Raw genomic sequence first — 20213 nt, forward strand, 5'->3', positions numbered from 1 at the left:
AATATCTTGGTAGTGGAGTGTACATTCAAAGTTACGGGTATCTACTACTGTGCAATGAATCCTCACAAAACGAAATCCTGGGAAGAAGTTCGGGCTGCTTTTCAAAAAATCTGGGGTTATGAAGATTTTCGTCCGCCACAGGGAGAAATCGTCAACAGTTTATTATCACAAAAAGATGCACTCATAATCATGCCCACAGGGGGCGGAAAATCAATTTGTTTTCAACTACCTGCACTGCTACAAACAGGGTTGACTTTGGTTGTTTCTCCATTAGTAGCCCTCATGGAAAATCAAGTACAGGAACTTCTTCAAAGTCAGCAAAAAGCCGCATTGTTGCATAGTGAATTACCATCATTTCAACGACGTGCAACTTTGCAAGCATTAGACAGACAACAGCTAAGATTACTGTATTTATCACCAGAAACTTTATTAAGTCCCCCAGTTTGGGAACGCTTATGTCAGCCACAATTGCAAATTAATGGCTTAATCTTAGATGAAGCACATTGTCTGGTGCAGTGGGGTGAAACTTTTCGCCCAGCTTACCGCAGATTAGGGGCTGTTAGACCTGCATTACTCAAACATAAGCCACCAGGAACTAAAATTAGCATTGCTGCATTTACCGCTACGGCTGACCCCTTAGCGCAAAAAACTATCCAAACAGTTTTACAATTACAGCAACCTGAGATTTTTCGCCTCAATCCCTACCGTCCTAATTTGCATCCCACCGTCCGCATTGCTTGGACACCAAGGGGGAGAAAACAGCAATTAGTCAAATTTATTCAAAATCGACCACAACAAGCTGGATTAATTTATGTCCGCACCAGGCGAGATAGTGAAAATCTAGCTGCTTGGTTAGCAGAGATGGGTTATAAAACCGCTAGCTATCATGCAGGTTTGGGTGCAACAGAACGCCGGGCTGTTGAAGCTAGTTGGTTGGGTGGTAAGATTCCCTTTGTGGTGTGTACCTGCGCCTTTGGGATGGGGATAAATAAACCTGATGTGCGCTGGGTTATTCACTATCACGCGCCGCACCTGTTGTCTGAATATGTGCAGGAAATTGGACGTGCGGGAAGGGATGGTAAACCGGCTGAGGCTTTGACATTAGTGAGTGAGCCTACAGGGTGGCTAGATCCAGATGATAAACAAAGACAACAGTTTTTTCAAGAACAAATGCGATCGCAGCAGCAAAAAGCCCAGCAGTTAATCAAAAAACTACCACAACAGGGAGAAGTTAACGCTATAACTAAACAATTTCCCGATAGTGCGATCGCTTTAGCTTTACTGCATAGTGGTGGACAATTAAGCTGGCTTGATCCTTTCAATTACAAAATAGAACACAAGGTAAAAAAACAGTCATCAACACAATTGCAGGCTTCCCAGCAAATGACTCAATACTTAACTACTAAACAGTGCCGTTGGCAGTTTTTGTTAAATGCCTTCGGTTTTGGCGAGGAAGCCAATAACTGGCACTGTGGACACTGTGATAATTGTCGAAAATACTTTCAATAAACTTAGGTTACAGGTCAAAAAACTACAGAATTACATGAAAATTTATACACAAAACCTGCAAATGTAGGCTTTGTGTATAAATTAGTGTATATACAGTTCTAATCAGGCTAGCTTCGACTATTCAGAGTTACTGCTTAGGTAGATGCTGGCTTTTTCTTTAAGAATCCGCCCAAAGAACCAACTACCAACAAACCTAAAATTGTGCCAGGTTCAGGAATCATGGTTGCTGTTAACTGACCACCATTATCCAATCTACAGTTTGGAAATGTACTGCACACTTCTGGGGATAGGTCATCTTTCAGGAAAATCCTCGCTGTTTGTAGTCCTTCAGCTGGATTGAGATAAGTATAGAAATCTAACCCTGTTACTACGGTGTTAAAGTCGATGCCTAAATCAAAGCCGTTAGCTGCGTCATAGTTGCCAGTTTGCAGCACAGTTTTTGTAACTGTATCAAAGTTGAAATTGAAAGTAGTATCAGCAGGATTAGGAAAACTATAATTGAATGCTTGCAACAAATTTCCATCGGGGCTAAAGAAGGAAATAGCAAATCTATTTAGCTGATCTCTGGTGACAATAGTTCCATCAAAAATATCGTTATAGCTGAACTTTCCTGTTGCTGTATAACCTTGGTCTCCTTGCCAATCAAGCTCAAAATTAGCTGCATTGGCACTAGAAACATTAATTAAAGTAGCCATTGAGGTGACAGCAACAACGGCTATTTTCGCTGTGATTTGGTTACAAGTGGGTTTCATTTGCTTGATAGTAGTAGTAAATTATGATGTTGTTTGAATTATCAGTATTTTTTGTTAATATTGACCAAAAAATACTAATCTTTCGGCAAAAGGTGAACTATACAAAGTGGATTAATGCCTCTAACTAGACACGTGAAACCTAGCAAAGTCGATGAATAATAGGCTCTGCTGATAATAACCAGATGCTCTTTTATCTGGAAATATGTGATAACAATTGGTCTTGTTTGGAATAGTTAATCCCTAAAACACCTTTGCGGAAATTCTACCATTAGATCCAATATACTCACATTTTTATATTTAAATTTTCCAAAAAAAAATGCAAAAAATACTTCTAAATTTAGACAGGAATTTATAGCTAAATTAAATTTCTCTTTACCTGTCTTTAACCAAAAATCGTTAGAGTAATATCACAAGATTAAATAAAATAATTACTAAATTTTAAAAGCTTATTTTCTATTTGCAACCTATTATTTAAACGAATCATTATCCAACCTTAATCAAAACAAATTAACTTTTAACTGGCATTTTTATGTAACCAAAAAATCTTTATGCAATTATCAAGACGCAAATTCTTCACATTAGCGGGTGCTAGTGCGGCTGGCACTTTAGCTGTATCTCCTTTGGAAGCACTTGTTGCCAGAAAAGCCTTTGGTCAAAGAATTGGCAGAGGATATGGGTCGCTTTTACCAGACCCCAATGGTTTGTTAGAGTTACCCGAAGGATTTCAGTATCGAATTTTATCTCGTACTGGCGACCTCATGGCCGATGGCAATCCAGTTCCTGGTACTCACGATGGTATGGCGGCTTTCCCTGGAGGTAGAAACACAACAATTCTGATTTGCAACCATGAACTAAGCAACACTTCTGGTACAGAAGTAAGAGTGCCGAATCGCTACGATCCCGTTAGCAGAGGTGGTACTACTACCCTGGTTGTAGGGCCTAATCGTCAACTAATCAAACAGTTTGCCTCTCTCGGTGGAACTATTCGTAACTGTGCAGGTGGTCCAACTCCTTGGGGTTCATGGATTACTTGTGAAGAAAATGTCAGCGTACCTGGTAGCCCTGATGGGTCTACAAGATACCACGGTTATAACTTTGAGGTGCCAGCTAGTGCTACTCAGCCTGTAGAGCCAGTACCTCTAATTGCTATGGGACGCTTTAATCATGAAGCTGTGGCTGTAGACCCTGCAACTGGATATGTCTATCAGACTGAAGATAGAGGAGATAGTCTCTTCTACCGCTTTATTCCTAACGTACCTGGCAAGCTAGCAGAGGGTGGTAAGCTCGAAGCTCTAGTCATCAAAGGTAGACCTCAAAGCATCACTAATAATAGAGGTGCTAATAGCGGACTATACCCAATAGGACAGAAATTTGCTGTAGAGTGGGTGGAAATTCTTAACCCTGACCCAGCTACAGATAATGTCCGAGCAGAAGGTTTTAACGCGGGTGCAGCTCAGTTTTCCCGTGGAGAAGGCATTTGGTATGGCAACGGTGAGATTTACTTCTGTGCTACTAATGGTGGCGCAAATAGTGGTGGTCAGGTCTGGCGGTACATTCCCAGAGATGAGACAATTGACCTGTTTGTAGAGTCTCCATCTAGAGATGATCTTGAAGCTCCTGATAACATTGTTGTAGCACCTTTTGGTGATCTCATCCTTTGCGAAGATGGGGGTGGTGAAAATTACTTAAGAGGTGTAACACCCCAAGGTGAACTCTATAATTTTGCACGTAACGCCTTGAATAGTAGCGAATTGTGTGGAGCTTGCTTCTCTCCCGATGGTAAGACGATGTTTGTCAACATCCAAAGCCCCGGTATTATTTTCGCAATTTGGGGTCCTTGGAGTAGTAAAAGGGGCTAAAAATAGTATTGAAAAACTTGCCTAAACTAAGATTTGACACTCACCGCCCTAAAAGTGCGGTGATTCTTCGTTCATTACTGAGTCAATTGAGTTAACCCGTAGCTAAAGATAACTTCGGGACAAGTCTTTCTAAAACTTGCTTTAATACCATCGCTGTCCAATCGATATCAGCTTGGGTGGTATCACGTCCCAGGGTGAGGCGGATTCCTCCAAAAGCGGCTTTTTCTGGATAACCCATTGCTAACAATATGGGGCTGGGGCTAAGTTTACCACTGTGACAAGCTGAACCTGCACTAATACCAATACCGGCTAAGTTAAGTTGGCGGACTAGGGTTTTACCGCTAAGTTTTTCACCGTCGGAGGATTCTAGACAGAAACTAACGTGGTGGGGTAAACGATGTTCTAAATCGCCGGTGGGGATTAAACCGGGAACATCGGCTAACAAAGAAAATAAGCGATCGCGTAATTTAATTAAACGTGGTGTTTCTGTGGCTAGTTCTTGTGCTGCGAGTTCGGCGGCGATTCCAAAGCCTGCGATCGCGGGTAATGCTTGTGTACCAGAACGCCAACCCCTCTCTTGTCCACCACCACCGAGTAAGGGTATCAACTCCACGCCAGGACGGATATATAAAGCCCCTGCACCCTGTGAACCATATAATTTATGACTAGACAAGCTCAATAAATCTACAGGTAGCTGCTGTACATCTATAGGTAAACGTCCTGCGGCTTGGACTGCATCGGTGTGGAATAAAGCCCCATGTTGTTGGACTATCTTGCTTAATTCTGCAATTGGTTGGACTGTACCAATTTCACTTTGTCCGTAAATCACTGAAACTAAAACCGTGTTATGTCGCAAGGCGGCTTTTAAGTCTTGGGGATTGACTCTACCTTTTTTATCTACTCCCAAACGGGTGACTTCCCAACCCCACTTTTCTAGTAAATTGGCTGGTTCAGTAATTGCTGAGTGTTCCACGCTGGAAATAATCATGTGTTGTGGAACTGCGGACAGCCTAGCCACTCCCATAATTGCTAGATTATCAGCTTCCGTACCCCCGGAGGTAAACACAATCGCATCGGGATTAGCGGCATTAACTAAACCAGCTACTTGTACCCTAGCTTGTTCTACAATAGTTGCTGCCCGTTGTCCCCACTCATGTAGGCTAGAAGGATTTCCCCATTGTTGGGTGAGTGCGGCTTGCATCGCTGCGATCGCTTCTGGGCGTGTGGGGGTAGTAGCACTGTAATCTAGATATATTTGCATATCAATAATGAGTAATGAGTGCTGAGTGCTGAGTAATGAGTGATGAGTAATGAGTTAAAAAACCGATGGACTAACACCCCGCTACGCTAACAGCACTCAGTAGAGTTTAGTATATTGCTGAAACCTTAAAAAAATGATTGATTACGCCTCGCCGGATAGATTTTTATGGGATAGGTAATTTGGGGAATGATAAATATGTTCACTCCCAATCCACTTTTAGCCGATTACCGTGCAGATTTTACCTACACTCCAGAAATTTTCGGTCTTGTGTTTGTTATTGGCGATCGCATCTTGTCAAAGAGTCCAGTCTCAGAATACCCGTCTGCCTGCTCTCCCACAAGACCCATTTGTGAAAGTTTACTTTAATCAGTCTGAGTCTGCTGAATATCGAGAACCTTACCGTCAGCAAAATCGATTGGGAGATAACTTAGAACAGCAGATTATTGATGCTATTTCCCAAGCTAAATCTACTATAGATGTAGCAGTACAAGAATTACGTTTACCGGGAATTGCCCAAGCTTTAAGCGATAAACAAAAAGCTGGGGTTAAAGTCAGGGTGATTTTAGAAAATAATTATAGCCGTCCCTGGAGTAGTTTTACTGCTGAGGAAGTCAAGAAATTACCTCTCAGAGAAAAAGACAGATATCTAGAATATTTTAAATTTGTAGACCAAAACCAAGATAATCAACTTAGCCAGGAAGAAATTAACCAAAGAGATGCTTTGAGCATTTTACAAAATACCAAAATCCCGTGGATAGATGACAAAGCAGATGGTTCAGCAGGTAGTAACTTGATGCACCATAAGTTTGTTATTGTAGATAATCGGATCGTGATTATTACTTCAGCTAATTTTACCTTGAGTGATATTCATGGAGATTTCACTAATCCCACCAGCTTAGGTAATCCTAATAACTTCTTAGAAATTGATAGCCCAGAGATAGCCACTTTATTGACAGAAGAGTTTAATCTTATGTGGGGTGATGGTGCAGGAGGTAAACCAGATAGTAAATTTGGTTTAAAGAAACCTGTCCGTTCTCCTAAAACAATTATATTAGGCGACAACAAAATTACGGTACATTTTTCACCTACTTCACCTAGTCAACCTTGGAGTAGTACCAGTAATGGTTTAATTGGTGAAACCTTAAATTCAGCTACTAAATCTGTTGATATGGCGTTATTTGTCTTTTCTGAACAACGACTTGCCAATATTTTAGAAACTCGTCATCAAGAAAATGTATCGATTCGGGCTTTAATTGATAGACAATTCGCCTATCGTCCTTACAGCGAAGCCCTAGATATGATGGGGGTAGCTTTAAGTGATAAATGTAAATATGAATTAGATAACAAGCCTTGGAAAAATCCTATTACTACTGTTGGTGTACCTATATTACCTAAAGGGGATTTATTACATCATAAGTTTGCGGTAGTTGATCAACAAACAGTAATTGCAGGTTCTCATAACTGGTCAAATGCAGCTAATCATGCTAATGATGAAACGTTAATCATAATTGAAAATCCTACCATTGCTGCTCATTATGTGCGGGAATTTGCACGTCTTTACACTAAAGCTAAAATTGGTGTGCCAGAAAATATCCAAGCCAAAATTCAATTAGAACAAAAACAATGTCCTCAGATTTTAAGCCCAAATTCAAGTATTGATAAACTAAGTAAATTAGTAAACGTTAATACAGCTAGTTTAGAAGAATTAACAAATCTACCAGGGGTTGGTAAAAAGTTAGCCGAAAAAATTATCATTGCCCGTCAACAAAAGAAATTCACATCATTAGAAGATTTAGAAAAAGTTCCCGGCATAAGTAATAGAATGGTAACTAATTGGCAAGGTTATATTGAGTTATAAAAATTTTAGTTCGTAGTAAGGACTTCAGTCCTTAATATTATAAAGAGAACTAAATTCCTCTCTACAAACCTATTTGCATCAGCCAAAAGTATAGTAATTTTCTATCTATGCTTACAGAAAGAGGAAACTTGACCGACAAAATATTTAGCATAAACCCAAGTTACATTGATCGGAGTGGGTTTATGACTTACGAAAAAAGAGACGAATTACCCCAAGAAATTAGAGAACAATTACCAGAACACGCCCAACAAATTTTTATGGCGGCATTTAATGCAGCCCAAACAGATGGTATGAGCGAGGAAGGGGCTAGTAATGTGGCTTGGAATAGTGTAAAAAATGGATATGAACAAGGTAGCGATCGCCAATGGCATAGAAAACCAGAAGACCCAGCAATACATAACAAAGCTGTGATGTCTGGCGGTAATTAGTTCAGGTCAACATTAAAATCAAGGTAGGTTGTAAATTATACAAACTGCCTTGATAAATATGGCGATCGCTTCGGTAAAATTTAAAGTTAGTCGCTATTTTTAAACTCTCACATGATTAAACTCGACCAGTTTCTTAAATTTATAGGTATAGCCTCAACAGGAGGTCAAGCCAAACTCATGATCAATGATGGTAATGTCAAAGTCAATGGCATGATTGAAACCCGGCGAGGACGGAAATTAGTATCAGCAGACCAAGTAACAGTAGCCGGAAAAACTTTTAAGGTTGAGGAGATAATTCAAGAATAGCGTTGACGTTAGGCAGCTTCTTTTATTTTTAAAGCAAATTAGGCGATCGCTATCACCCAACTTAGAGATTTCTGGTTGATGGTCACAGACCGAGATAAATCATTACACTGAGAGTTAGTTGCCTTGCTGGGATGGATATCCCGTAGAAACCATGACTGAAAAGAGTATGAGAATTGTGATCCTTGGTGGAGGCTTTGGTGGTCTCTACACAGCTTTGCGTTTAAGTCAATTACCTTGGGAATCTGAACAAAAACCAGAAATTGTACTCATCGACCAAAGCGATCGCTTCCTATTTTCCCCTTTATTGTACGAATTACTCACTGGAGAACTGCAAACTTGGGAAATTGCCCCTCCCTTTGAAGAACTTTTACAAGGCACAGGTATACGTTTTTATCAAGCAGTCGCCTCTGGAATTGACATTGACCAACAACGGGTACACTTACAAAATGGCCCAGAAATTACCTATGATCGCTTAGTATTAGCCCTAGGTGGAGAAACACCCCTAGATTTAGTTCCCGGTGCGACATCCTACGCTTATCCCTTCCGCACTATCAATGATGCTTATCGCCTCGAAGAACGGCTACGAGTTCTAGAAGAATCGGATGCTGAGAAAATTAGAGTAGCTATTGTTGGCGGTGGCTACAGTGGGGTGGAATTAGCTTGTAAATTGGCAGATAGGCTAGGAGAAAGAGGGCGTTTTCGCTTAATTGAAATTGGCGACCAAATTTTAAGAACTTCCCCAGAATTTAACCGCGAAGCCGCCAAGAAAGCTTTAGAGGCGAGGGGTGTGTTTCTCGATTTAGACACCAAAATTGAATCAATTACCCAAGATACCATCTCCCTAGAATATAAAAGTCAAGTAGATACAATCCCTGTAGATATTGTGATTTGGACTGTGGGTACACGGGTTGCACCTGTAGTCAAAGCCCTACCTTTCAAACAAAATCAGCGTGGGCAAATCACGACTAACACCACATTACAAGTCCTTGACCATCCAGAAATTTTTGCTTTGGGAGACTTAGCCGACTGTCTCGACGCGAATGGTCAACAAATTCCCGCCACAGCCCAAGCAGCTTTTCAACAAGCAGACTATACAGCTTGGAACATCTGGGCTTCTTTGACAAACCGCCCCTTGCTACCTTTCCGCTATCAACAGTTAGGGGAAATGATGGCACTAGGCAAAGATAATGCCACTTTAGCAGGGTTAGGAATTAAGTTAGATGGTTCTTTAGCATCTATTGCCCGTCGTTTGGCTTACTTATACAGAATGCCAACATTTGATCATCAGCTAAAAGTCGGTTTTAATTGGTTAGTCCGTCCTATTATAGAAACACTTTCTTCTGTGGCGGATAATGAAAAGTGGTGAGTGCTGAGTGCTGAGTGGTGAGTCAACAATCATCAATCAACAGTCAACATTCAGCACTGAGTATTTCCCCTAACCAAATTAAAATTCATCATTGTCAGCAAGTTTAATGGAAAGACCCAAAGTTATTTTTTTAGATGCGGTGGGTACACTCTTTGGTGTCAAAGGCAGCGTCGGTAAAGTTTATAGTCAGTTAGCCCTAGAGTTTGGTGTGGAGGCTTCCGCAGAAATTTTAGATAAAGCATTTATGGAAAGCTTTAAAGCTGCACCACCACCAATATTTCCTGATGCAGAATTAGAAGATATTCCCCAAAGAGAATTTGAGTGGTGGCGAACTATTGCTTTAAACACCTTTGAAAGTGCAGGTATCATCAATCAATTTGCTGACTTCTCTAATTTTTTTGGAGAACTTTACATTCACTTTGGTACTGCCGAACCGTGGTTTATTTATCCTGATGTTTTACAATCTCTTAGCAATTGGAAACATTTAGGAATTGAATTAGGTGTGTTGTCTAACTTCGATTCCCGGATTTACTCGGTCTTGCAAGCTTTAGAATTGAGTCATTTCTTCACGTCTGTAACCATTTCTACCCAAGTAGGTGCAGCCAAACCCAACCCCAAAATTTTTGCAGCTGCTTTAGAAAAACACGATTGTTCCCCTGCTTCAGCATGGCATATTGGTGACAGTATTGTAGAAGATTATCAAGGATCAAAAGCGGCTGGACTAAGAGGGATTTGGATTAATCGGGAAGAAGGTTAACAATAGCTTATACCTTGGGCAGAAAGACTGTAAATACCGCCCCCTTGGGTTGGTTATTTTCGACGTTTATTTTGCCCCCGTGGGCTTCTACTACCATTTTGCAAAATGCTAATCCTAACCCCAGTTGTGAAACTTCTGGCATTAGTGTTCCCACTTCATATTTCTCAAAAATTACCTGTTTGAGGTTTTCACTGACCCCTGAACCTGAATCAGTAATCTGAACTATCACACCCTCTGCACCTAAATTATCAGTTCGCAGAATAACTTGACTGTTTTTTGGTGAGAACTTGATAGCATTGGATAACAGGTTATCTATAACTCTACGAAATATTAAAGCATCTAAGTTGATATAAAGATCAAGTGGGAATAGATGACTGATGAGTTGAATATGCTTTTGAGATGCGATCGCTGCAAAATTATTTAATACTGATAAACATAGCTGATTTAAGTCTATCTCTCCAAAATTTAGCATCATTTTGCCAGATTCTAACTTGGCCATTAGCAATAAATCATCAATTAAAGATTGCAGATGTTGCACGGAAGCAATGATCTGATCAATTTTGTTTTGCTGCTTGTGAATCGGAAAATCAGGTAATTGTAAGATTTCGGTGGCTAGTAAAATAGATGTCAGGGGATTACGCATATCATGCAAGACCATCTTCACCATGTCTTCCCTGAGCTGTAGTAATGTTTGTAATTTGTCATGCTGTTGCTTAATCCGCAGCATTGAGTTAACCCTAGCACGTAACTCTAAACCATTCACAGGTTTACTGATAAAGTCATCTGCACCGGCGGACATACACCGCACCAAGTCTTCTTTTGCCGTCAAAGCTGTAACCATAATGATCGGAATATGCTGCCATTGAGAATTGGATTTGATGCGTTTGCATACTTCGATACCATCCAAATCGGGCATCATTACATCTAATAAAATTACATCTGGCTGTATAATTTTTAGCCGTTCTATTGCTCGCTGACCGTTAGCTGCATAGTTTAAATCATAACCCTCCCGAAACAGTAGGGTTTCAATTACATCAAAGTTATCTGGTTCATCGTCAACGACTAGAATGCAAGGCTGTTTATCCATTTACTATATATATTACTTTTCTAACAAGTTTTGAATTATACTTGTAAGCTCTCTAAGCTTGACTGGTTTATTGACATAATCATTTGCCCCTGCTTGGAGACATTTTTCGCGATCGCCAGGCATGGCTAATGCTGTTAATGCAATTATGGGAACATTGGCTAATTCCCCATGTTCCCGAATGCGGCGAATAGCTTCTAAACCATTGATCTCTGGCATTTGAATATCCATCAAAATCAAACTAGGATTTTGGGATATGGCCAAGTTAATGGCAGTTTGTCCATTGTCCGCTAGTATTACTCTATACCCTCTACTTTCAAGATAACTAGAAATGGTTTCAATATTTGCCTGATTATCTTCGGCTAAAAGAATTAAGGGCGATGCTGAAACTACCGATTGAATAGTTGATAAACTTGTTAAACCTAATTGTACATCTGCTGTGGGTGTAGGCAAAGTTAATTTTTGGACTACGTAAGGTAAACGCACAGTAAAGCAACTACCTTTACCTATCTCACTACTGACAGTTACGTGTCCACCGTGCAACTCTGCTATTTGCCGTACTAAAGCCAGCCCTAAACCAGTGCCAGTATACTGTCGATTTAAGCGACTATCGATCTGCACAAAGGATTGGAATAATTTTCCCATATCTTCGGGAGCAATACCAATACCTGTATCAATGACTGAAAAGCTAACCCAGTCTGAGCATTGCGTTTTCGAGCCGGGAGTATTTCCTGGAGTGGGATAGTTTTCAATTCTTTCTCGTCTCACTGCTAAGATAATAGACCCCCCTTCTGGGGTAAATTTCACAGCATTATTCAGCAGGTTAATTAAAATTTGCCTGATCCGGCGTTCATCGACAGCAATCTGTCTAATAGTAGCTTGAATATTTAATCTGATTTGAATTTGCTTTTGATGTGCTAGTTGCTTGACAAAGGACAAACTAGACTCACACAGATAACAAATGGCAATGGGAGCAATTTGTAGTTCGAGTTTACCAGCTTCGATTTTGGCTAAATCGAGGATGTCGTTAATTAGTTCTAGCAGGTGTTTACCGCTACGTTCAATAGTAGATAAAGCGCGTTGTTGACGTTCTGTAATTTGACCAAATACGCCTTCTAGCAAGCCTTCAGACATTCCCAAAATGGCGTTTAGGGGTGTGCGAAGTTCATGACTCATACTGGCGAGGAATTCATCTTTGAGGCGAGTAGCACGGGATAACTCTGTATTTACATAAAGGAGTTGCTCATTCAACATTGACAATGCTACCTCTGCACGTTTGCGATCGCTCAGTTCGGTTTGCACTTGTTGATAGAGGTCTGCTTGCTGAATAGCTACGGATAACTGACTAGCAATTTGCTGGAGTAAGTCAGTTTCATCGGGTTGCCATTGACGCTGTGTAGCACAGGCGTGAATGCTAATTAATCCCCAGACTCTGGGAGGTTGATTTTCTACTTTTTGAATAATCGGGGCGATAATTTTGGATTTAGCCTGTGTTTGTTGCATGAATTCCACCAGACAATCACCCCAATCTTCATTTTCAGTATCTGTGACGATGCGGACATTACCTTCGCGATAAAATTCATAACATTGTTCAGGGAAGCAATCATCTTTCCGTAACGTACATTCTATGATTGGATATTCTGGGGCAACAGATTCTTCCAGCACTACCCCAGAACCATTGGTGACGAGATGAAAAATCAAGACGCGATCCGCCTGAAAAGTTTGTCTAATTTCGTTAACTGCTGATGAGAGAATTGACTTCAAATCAAGGGATTGTCGGATATGTTGAGTGATGTTTCTCAGCAGTCTTTCGCGCTGTGCTTGTTTTTGCAGTATTTCCTCGGCGCGTTTGCGATCGCTAATATCTTGAATTACACCAATCATATACTGTGGTTCACCAGCGAGCGATCGCACAAAGGAAACAGTCAGATATACCCAAACAAGTCTTCCTTGTTGATGTAGATAACGTTTCTCCATTGCAAATGTCTGAATTTCGCTAGCTAGAAGAGACTCCATCTTAAGACAATCAGCAGTTATATCTTCTGGATGGGTAATATCCATAAAGGATCTACCCAGGAGTTCTGCTTCTGAATAACCAACAATATCTGCAAATTTTTGATTAATGCGGATGAATTTGCCTTGGATATCAACTTCGACTATACCCACATTCGCTTGCTCAAAGGTGGCACGAAACCGAGCTTCACTCTCTTGCAATGCTGCCGTCCGTTGTGTAATCTTTACTTCTAGTTTTTCATTGAGTTGTTCTAAAGCTTCTGTAGCTCGTTTGCGTTCTAGTTCTGCACTTGCGCGAGATGCAAACACACGCAAAGTTGCTTTCATGCGTTCTACTTCTTCTAGAGGGCGCGTATTGAGAATACAGAGGTTGCCTATAGCTATACCATTATTATCCCGCAGAGCTACACCTAAGTAGCATTCTGCTTCCATGATAGTCAGATCCGGATCTGCTGGAAATTCCTCGACAACGTTGCATTCACAGTAAAATATGCCTTCTGCCAATGCCCTTTGACAAGGAGTTTGAGCAATTTTATAGGTAATTTGGGGTTGCAATTGATTATTGGCAAAGAATCCCAGGGTTTTTAAGCAGTCCCCAATACGTTCTGTAACTAATACATAGGGCACATCAAGGGCTTTTGCGGTATAACAAGCTAGAGCCGAGAAAAATTCTGTCCCTGTTACGGCTGCTGTACCTTCAACCAATGTTTTTAAAGATTCTTCTGCACGTTTGCGTCCAGAGATGTCAGCCCCAGTACCGATGAGGCGATAGACTTGTCCGGTTTCATCGAGCAATGGTTTAAGCGTTACCAGTACCCAATAGCTGCCATTTGTATGGGAGTTAGTGAAATTCTCTTCAAAGGAAACAAGCTTTCCTGACTCGACACAAGCATCGTATTGTTGACAGAGTAATGTCCCCGCAAATTCACCAAACAATTCTTTGGGGGTTTTACCCTTTGCTTCTGCTCCACTGATGCCACAAAAACGTTCGGCGACAGGATTCCAGCCACCATAATGATATTTGCCTTGGCTATCAATTTCTACAGTAAAAATGGCTTGCTCAACGTCTTCGTAAATGACGCGTAAAAAACTCTCATTTTTTTCTAGAGCAATTACCGCACGCTCACGTTCCATTGCAATTCCAGCCAAATAGGCGGCAAGGGTGAGAGTTTCTAAATCGTAGGCTAGGGGGGTTTTTACCTCACGGTAATATATGCCAAATATTCCCAGGACACAACCATCACTAGCGATAATAGGAGCAGACCAACAAGCCCGCAATCCAAAATCCAGGATGCAATCCTTAAAGTCTTTCCACAGGGGATCATTGGTGATGTCAGACGAAATTACCACTTGTTGACGATAAGCCGCAGTTCCACAAGAGCCGACTCCCTCGCCAATCATCAGATCATCGCAGATCATGAGGTATTCTTCTGGGATGGTCAGAGATGCACAGGGATGCAGGCGATTTTCTTGATCGACTAACAGAATAGAACACAATGCCCCATCTAATTGCTGTTCCAGAGACTTAATCAGGGCATTAAGAATATCTACTAAGGGTTCACCCTTCGCAATCTGCGATAAAATCCGGTTTTGCATTTCTAACCGACCTTCTATCAGCTTGCGTAAGCGCAGCTCGTTGTAGTAATCGCTAATATCTGTAACCGTACCTACATAGCCTGTGCAGTTTCCTGTACTATCGATTTCAGGTATTGCTTGTGCCATTACCCAGATTACTTTGTTCCCTAGATTTTGGAAGCGGTGTTCTGTCAAGAAGGGCTGTTGTTTGGCAACTGCATCACACCAATGACTCACAACGCGATCGCAATCTTCGGGATGTAATGCCTGTAACCACTTTAATCCTAGTGCCTCTGCCATCGGCAACCCGGACATTTCTTCCCATTTAGGATTAACATATTGATAATTTCCTTGCAAATCGCTGTGAAAGATACCTACTGGAGCATTTGTAGTCAGTGTGGCGTAGCGGTGTTCACTATCTCGTAGAGCTTCTTCTGCCTGTTTAGCGGCGGTAATATCTGTGACGATACCCTGATAGGCTTCCACTTTACCTTCAGCATCATAAATAATATGAGCGCGATCGCAAACGTAGTGAATTGACCCATCCGGCTTGATAATCCGATAAATAATCTCGTTATTTTTCAGTTCTCCATTGTCAGGATAGAAGCTAGAAATGACCTTTTCTAGATCATCAGGATGAATGCAATTGAACAAAGAATTTGGTGAATTACTGAAGAAATATTCACAAGGTCTACCAGAAATTTTAGCGATCGCTGGATTTAAGTACAATAATTGTCTATCAGGACTGAGAAGGTACATCCCATCAGCCATATTCTCCGCTAGGGAGCGATATTTTTTTTCTGAAGCTTCTATCTGAGCGACAATACACGCTTGACAATCTTGCTCTTGTTTGGCTTGAAAGTGTTGCGAATTACTCAGCCCATTCAGTAGTGTTTCGTAGGTAAGTAACCCAACTACTTGGTTACAATCATCAACTATAGGTAGATGTCGCAGGCGATGCTGACTAAATAGTTTTAGCGGTACTGAGAAATTATTTAACTCAGATTCCTTGAGGGTAATTACAGGATGACTCATGACTTCAGACATAATCATCTCAGCCATGTTAAGCCCTTCCGCATTACAGCGTACTATATCTTGCTGTGTCCAGATACCGACTAGTTGCTTATCTTGCATGACTAACACACAACTAGCTTGAGCCATTTTCCTCAGCCAAGAATTATTCAAATTATGGGATAATGAGCCGCCTTTCTCTGTGTTATTCATCAACATCAATGCTTCAATAGCAGGCGTATTGGGAGTAACAACTAAAGGATGACGGATAATCGCATCTGTCAGCAAAACATCTGGGTTATTCACTTGATTATGATTAGCGAAACCAAATATTTGAGTATCCATTTATATAACTATATTTTTGTAAAAATCTTGTTCAGTAGATCGCCATTCACTGGCAAAAAATAAATCTTTTGAAAGTAGATATTTAATATTATACGTCTAAGTTTATACAAATAGATACTGACAGGACAAGATAAATAAGTTAAGAGTGAATAACATCTTATTGTGGGTGAAATCACAGTGAAGCGATCGCTAATAATTAATATAGAATACTCAGGCTTTAGCCATATTAATGCCGTGGGTAATGCAATGAATATCTGACTTTTCACGTTATGTGGAAAAGCTAATGTGAAACCTAACCCCCTAACCCCCTTCCCTACTAGGGAAGGGGGAATATGTAGAGACGTTGCATGCAACGTCTCTACAGTTATTAGGAGAGGGGTTTTCCAGATACTGTGAAAAGTCAGAATGAATATAAGCAATAATTCTCAAAATTCAGAGGCTACTGTGCCGTAAATGAGGAATACGCTAACATGAGCTTGTATAAATAACCGTAGTTAACCCCGTAAATTAATGGATATCGCCTTAATCGTTAAATTTCTTGCTCCCTGTCTGCCATTTCTGCTGACTACGGGTGCGAAAGTTGCAGAAGGAGCATCTCAGAAAGTCGGTGAGGATGTTTGGAATAAAGCCAAGGCGATTTGGGGGAAGTTACAACCCAAAGTAGAGGCGAAGGAAGAAGCCAAAAACGCAGCCGCAGCAGCAATGCAAAATCCAGGGGATGAAGATTACCAAGCAGCTTTACGAGCGCAATTAAAAGATATTTTAAAGTCTGAGACAGCACTGGCGGAAGAGATAGCCAAGATTTTGCAAGCATCGGCTGATAAACCCGGTGACAATATTCAGATGAGTGCTAATGCTTACGACCAAAGTACGGTGAAGCAAGTCGGGAAGATTGAGGCTAATGAGGTGAGCTTTTAACTTCCCGACTTGTAGCAAGTGGCGTTAGAGGTTTTGATTCTTGCTCCCCTTCCCTTGTAGGGAAGGGGTTGGGGGTTAGGTTTAAAAAAAAGTTGCACACAGCGTAACGTTCTCATTTTGAACAGAAACATTCTCATTCTGAATAAGAAATTTTTCATTCCAAACAAGAACGTTCTCATTTTTAACAGGAACATTCTCATTCTGAGCAAAAAATTTCTCGCTCTAAACATCAACATCCGAGTTCTGAACACCAACATCCGAGTTCCGAACATCAACATCCGAGTTCCGAACATCAACATCCGAGTTCCAAACACCAACATCCGAGTTCCGAACACCAACATCCAGCAAAATTTGTCTATCTGCTGACTAACTATGGCGGAAGAACCAAACCCTAACCACCAAGAAATCATTAAATTAGAGGGAACTGCTCAAGATGAGAGTAAGTTAACTCAAATTGGTCGTGTTGATGCGGAAAACTTCCATCTGAACGCTCAACAAGTTCAATTTCTTGTTCAACTAGAACGCAGTACCAAAGTAGAATCGCCTGGGGTTCTCAAAGCTGGGAATCCTGGTAAAAGTTTGGCTTATTGGCAAGGACGAAAAACAGAATACGCTCAAATACAGCAATGGTTAACTGATAACAATACCTTTTTAATTGGCATAGAAGGCATCGGTGGTACAGGTAAATCAACGCTGGCAACGAAGATTTATGATGAAATTGCGGATTTCCCCAAGCGATTTTGGGCTGATGTCAGTAATGGGGCAAGTTTTAGCGATTTAGCCAGAGAAGTATTAACAAAATTCGGCTTTCAAGTCCCAGAACAAGAAGCGCAGTTAGTGGAAGCGTTAGTTAATTGTTTGCGTTCTGGGCAATTTTTACTGATTATTGACAACCTGGAAAGTTTATTACAACCTGATAGACAGTGGGGAAGTTTATTTTACGGCGACTTTTTTAAAGCATGGATGGAATTTGGCGGTAATAGTAAGGTGTTATTCACCACCAGAGAAAGACCAGAGTTACCACAAATACTTAATTGGCTACCCCTGAAAGGTTTACAAGTAGATGAAGGGGTAGCACTGTTAACCGCACTAGGCATTCGTGGAGATTTAGCCGAGTTTGTCGAGTTAGTGGATGGGCATCCCCTACTGTTGAAATTGGTAGCAGGTTTATTACTAGATAGATATTCTCAAGATCCAGATTTAAGCAGATTAGCAGATTTAGGCTTAGGGAATTTGCGGCAGTTGTTGACAGATCCCAAAGTAATTGGTCAGCATCGTCTAGAAAATGTGGGTATAGTTTTAGTGTTAGATGCCAGTTTTGCAAAATTGAGTGAGTTACAAAAGGCGTTATTGCAGAATATTAGTGTTTATCGTGGTGCGGTTGACAGTGCAGCAGCTGTGGCAGTGTTGCCGGGAAATTCAGAACCAGAGATTGAGGGAGAATTAAGGAATATTGTTAAGCGTTCTTTGTTGGTAGAACAACTCAATGGTAAGCGACGATTTGAGTTTCAGCCTGTGGTTTTGGAGTATGTGCGGTATAAAGCTGGTGATCAGAGTGAGGCGCATCAACGAGCTATTGATTACTATAGTTCAAATCTTAAACAAGAACCCTGGCAGACTAAAGACGATATAAGGGAATATCTACAAATTTTTTATCACTGGTTTCAATTAGAAAATTATGACTCCGCGTTTGGAATATTAATAGCCTGCAATGATTTTTTGAGCTTGCGGGGTTGTTATACAGATATAGTTTACTTATGCAGACAGCTGATAGAAGGTTGGGAAAAAACTGCGGAGAGAGAAAATAGGAATTATCTATTTAGTCTAAATTTTCTGGGCAATGCTTACCAATTTTTGGGGGTATACAAGCAGGCGATTAAGTATCTCCAACACTCTTTGGAGATAGCTAGGAACATAGGTGATAGCTATGTGGAAGCAGTTAGCTTAGGCTTTTTGGGTGTTACTTATAACTTTCTGGGACAATACCAGCAGGCGATTGAGTTTTATTGGCAGTCTATAAAGATAGCGAGGGAAATAGGTGATCGTAATGTGCAAGGTACTTCTTTAAATAATTTGGCAGTTGTTTACGAATTCCTGGGGCAGTACCAGCAGGCGATTGATATTCACCAACAATCTATAAAGATAGCGAGAGAATTAAGTGATCGCAATGGGGAAGGTAATTTTTTAAACAATTTGGGACGTGTTTACAACTGCCTGGGGGAGTACCAACGGGCAATTGAATATCATCAGCAGTCTTTGGATATACAAAGGGAAATAGGGAATCGAAATGGAGAAACCAATTCATTAGGTGGGTTGGGTAGTGCTTACAACTATCTAGGGCAGTACCAGCAGGCAATTGAATGTCATCAACAGTCTTTAGATATACAAAGGGAAATAGGAAATCGAAATGGAGAAGCCAATTCATTAGATAGTTTGGGTAATGCTTACAACAGTCTTGGGCAATACCAACAGGCGGTCGGATTTTACCAGCAATCTTTGGATATAGCAAGGGAGATTGGTTATCGCTATGGAGAAGGCAATTCCTTGCGTAATTTGGGTAATGCTTACCGCGCTCTAGGAGAATACCAGAGGGCGATTGAGTTCTACCAGCAATCTTTGGAGATACAAAGGGAGATACATGATCGCAATGGGGAAGGTATCTCTTTAGGCTATTTGGGCATTGCTTACAACTGTCTGGAGCAGTATCAGCAGGCAGTTGAGTTCCATCAGCAGTCTTTGGAAATCGCCAGAGAAATACGTGATCGAAAGGGGGAAGGTGTATGCTTAGGCGGTTTAGCTCTGGCTTATAACTGTCTGGAGTATTACCAATTGGCAATTGAGTTCTGTCAGCAGTGGTTAGATATAGCTAGAGAAATAAGCGATCGCAATGGCGAAGCAAATGCTTGGTATAGTCTAGGTCAAGTATTAAAAAACATCAACCGAGAATCAGACGCGCTTGGTGCTTATCGCAATGCTCGTGAACTGTATCAAAAAATGGGACATGATGCCAATGTGCAAGATTGCAATGATAGAATTGAGCGTCTATCTCAACCACAAACGCCTGTAGTTCTTCGCCGTGGGTTTTGGGCGTGGTTGCGTCGGTTGTGGCGTTGGGTTCGCTCTTGGTTTTGGCTGTGATTTTATCTCACGCAGCGAATGGAGTGCGATATT

13 protein-coding genes are annotated in these 20213 nt (G+C 41.0%); 9 read left to right on the forward strand and 4 right to left on the reverse strand.

Annotated elements, in window-relative coordinates; all coding sequences use genetic code 11:
• Positions 1-54: 54 nt before the first annotated feature.
• Positions 55-1509, forward strand: coding sequence for a RecQ family ATP-dependent DNA helicase (locus L6494_RS07100; protein ID WP_237993060.1), 1455 nt, complete (start codon positions 55-57; stop codon positions 1507-1509).
• 134 nt (positions 1510-1643) lie between these two features.
• Here L6494_RS07100 and L6494_RS07105 read toward each other — a convergent pair whose 3' ends face one another.
• On the reverse strand, positions 1644-2261 hold the full coding sequence (locus L6494_RS07105) for a PEP-CTERM sorting domain-containing protein (protein WP_237993062.1): 618 nt from the start codon (positions 2259-2261) through the stop codon (positions 1644-1646).
• 548 nt (positions 2262-2809) lie between these two features.
• Here L6494_RS07105 and L6494_RS07110 point away from each other — a divergent pair.
• Positions 2810-4120 (forward strand): alkaline phosphatase PhoX, encoded by a 1311-nt coding sequence (locus L6494_RS07110; protein WP_237993064.1) that lies wholly within the window; start codon positions 2810-2812, stop codon positions 4118-4120.
• A 91-nt stretch (positions 4121-4211) separates the two neighbouring features.
• Here L6494_RS07110 and L6494_RS07115 read toward each other — a convergent pair whose 3' ends face one another.
• Positions 4212-5381, reverse strand: coding sequence for a cysteine desulfurase family protein (locus L6494_RS07115; protein ID WP_237993066.1), 1170 nt, complete (start codon positions 5379-5381; stop codon positions 4212-4214).
• 229 nt (positions 5382-5610) lie between these two features.
• On the opposite strand from L6494_RS07115, the gene L6494_RS07120 reads away from it, so the two are divergent.
• The 5 genes from L6494_RS07120 (at position 5611) to L6494_RS07140 (ending at position 10096) form a co-directional block, all read left to right on the forward strand.
• Positions 5611-7239, forward strand: coding sequence for a DUF655 domain-containing protein (locus L6494_RS07120; RefSeq protein WP_237993068.1), 1629 nt, complete (start codon positions 5611-5613; stop codon positions 7237-7239).
• Positions 7240-7421: 182 nt separating this feature from the next.
• Positions 7422-7667 carry a ChaB family protein gene (locus tag L6494_RS07125; protein ID WP_237993070.1) on the forward strand — a complete coding sequence of 82 codons (246 nt, stop codon included), beginning with the start codon at positions 7422-7424 and terminating at the stop codon, positions 7665-7667.
• 111 nt (positions 7668-7778) lie between these two features.
• On the forward strand, positions 7779-7973 hold the full coding sequence (locus L6494_RS07130) for an RNA-binding S4 domain-containing protein (RefSeq protein WP_237993072.1): 195 nt from the start codon (positions 7779-7781) through the stop codon (positions 7971-7973).
• A gap of 151 nt (positions 7974-8124) precedes the next feature.
• Entirely contained in the window at positions 8125-9339 is a 1215-nt protein-coding gene (locus L6494_RS07135) for an NAD(P)/FAD-dependent oxidoreductase (RefSeq protein ID WP_237993074.1), read from the forward strand.
• Positions 9340-9445: 106 nt separating this feature from the next.
• The gene (locus tag L6494_RS07140; RefSeq protein WP_237993076.1) at positions 9446-10096 is read left to right on the forward strand and encodes an HAD-IA family hydrolase; all 651 of its coding nucleotides are present in this window, start codon (positions 9446-9448) and stop codon (positions 10094-10096) included.
• Positions 10097-10103: 7 nt separating this feature from the next.
• Here the strand turns inward: L6494_RS07140 and L6494_RS07145 are convergent, their stop codons facing one another.
• Together L6494_RS07145 and L6494_RS07150 are read right to left on the reverse strand one after the other, a co-directional pair.
• Complete coding sequence (locus L6494_RS07145) at positions 10104-11183, reverse strand: hybrid sensor histidine kinase/response regulator (RefSeq protein WP_237993078.1); 1080 nt, start codon at positions 11181-11183, stop codon at positions 10104-10106.
• Between the two features lie 12 nt (positions 11184-11195).
• On the reverse strand, positions 11196-16124 hold the full coding sequence (locus tag L6494_RS07150) for a PAS domain S-box protein (RefSeq protein ID WP_237993081.1): 4929 nt from the start codon (positions 16122-16124) through the stop codon (positions 11196-11198).
• Between the two features lie 510 nt (positions 16125-16634).
• Between L6494_RS07150 and L6494_RS07155 the strand changes: the two genes are divergently transcribed.
• Positions 16635-17042 carry a hypothetical protein gene (locus tag L6494_RS07155; protein ID WP_237993083.1) on the forward strand — a complete coding sequence of 136 codons (408 nt, stop codon included), beginning with the start codon at positions 16635-16637 and terminating at the stop codon, positions 17040-17042.
• A 372-nt stretch (positions 17043-17414) separates the two neighbouring features.
• Positions 17415-20180, forward strand: a complete 2766-nt coding sequence (locus L6494_RS07160) for a tetratricopeptide repeat protein (RefSeq protein ID WP_237993085.1) — start codon at positions 17415-17417, stop codon at positions 20178-20180.
• Positions 20181-20213: the final 33 nt, after the last annotated feature.

The sequence above is a fragment of the Nostoc sp. UHCC 0870 genome (genome assembly GCF_022063185.1).
In the GTDB taxonomy this organism is placed as follows: Bacteria; Cyanobacteriota; Cyanobacteriia; order Cyanobacteriales; family Nostocaceae; genus Trichormus.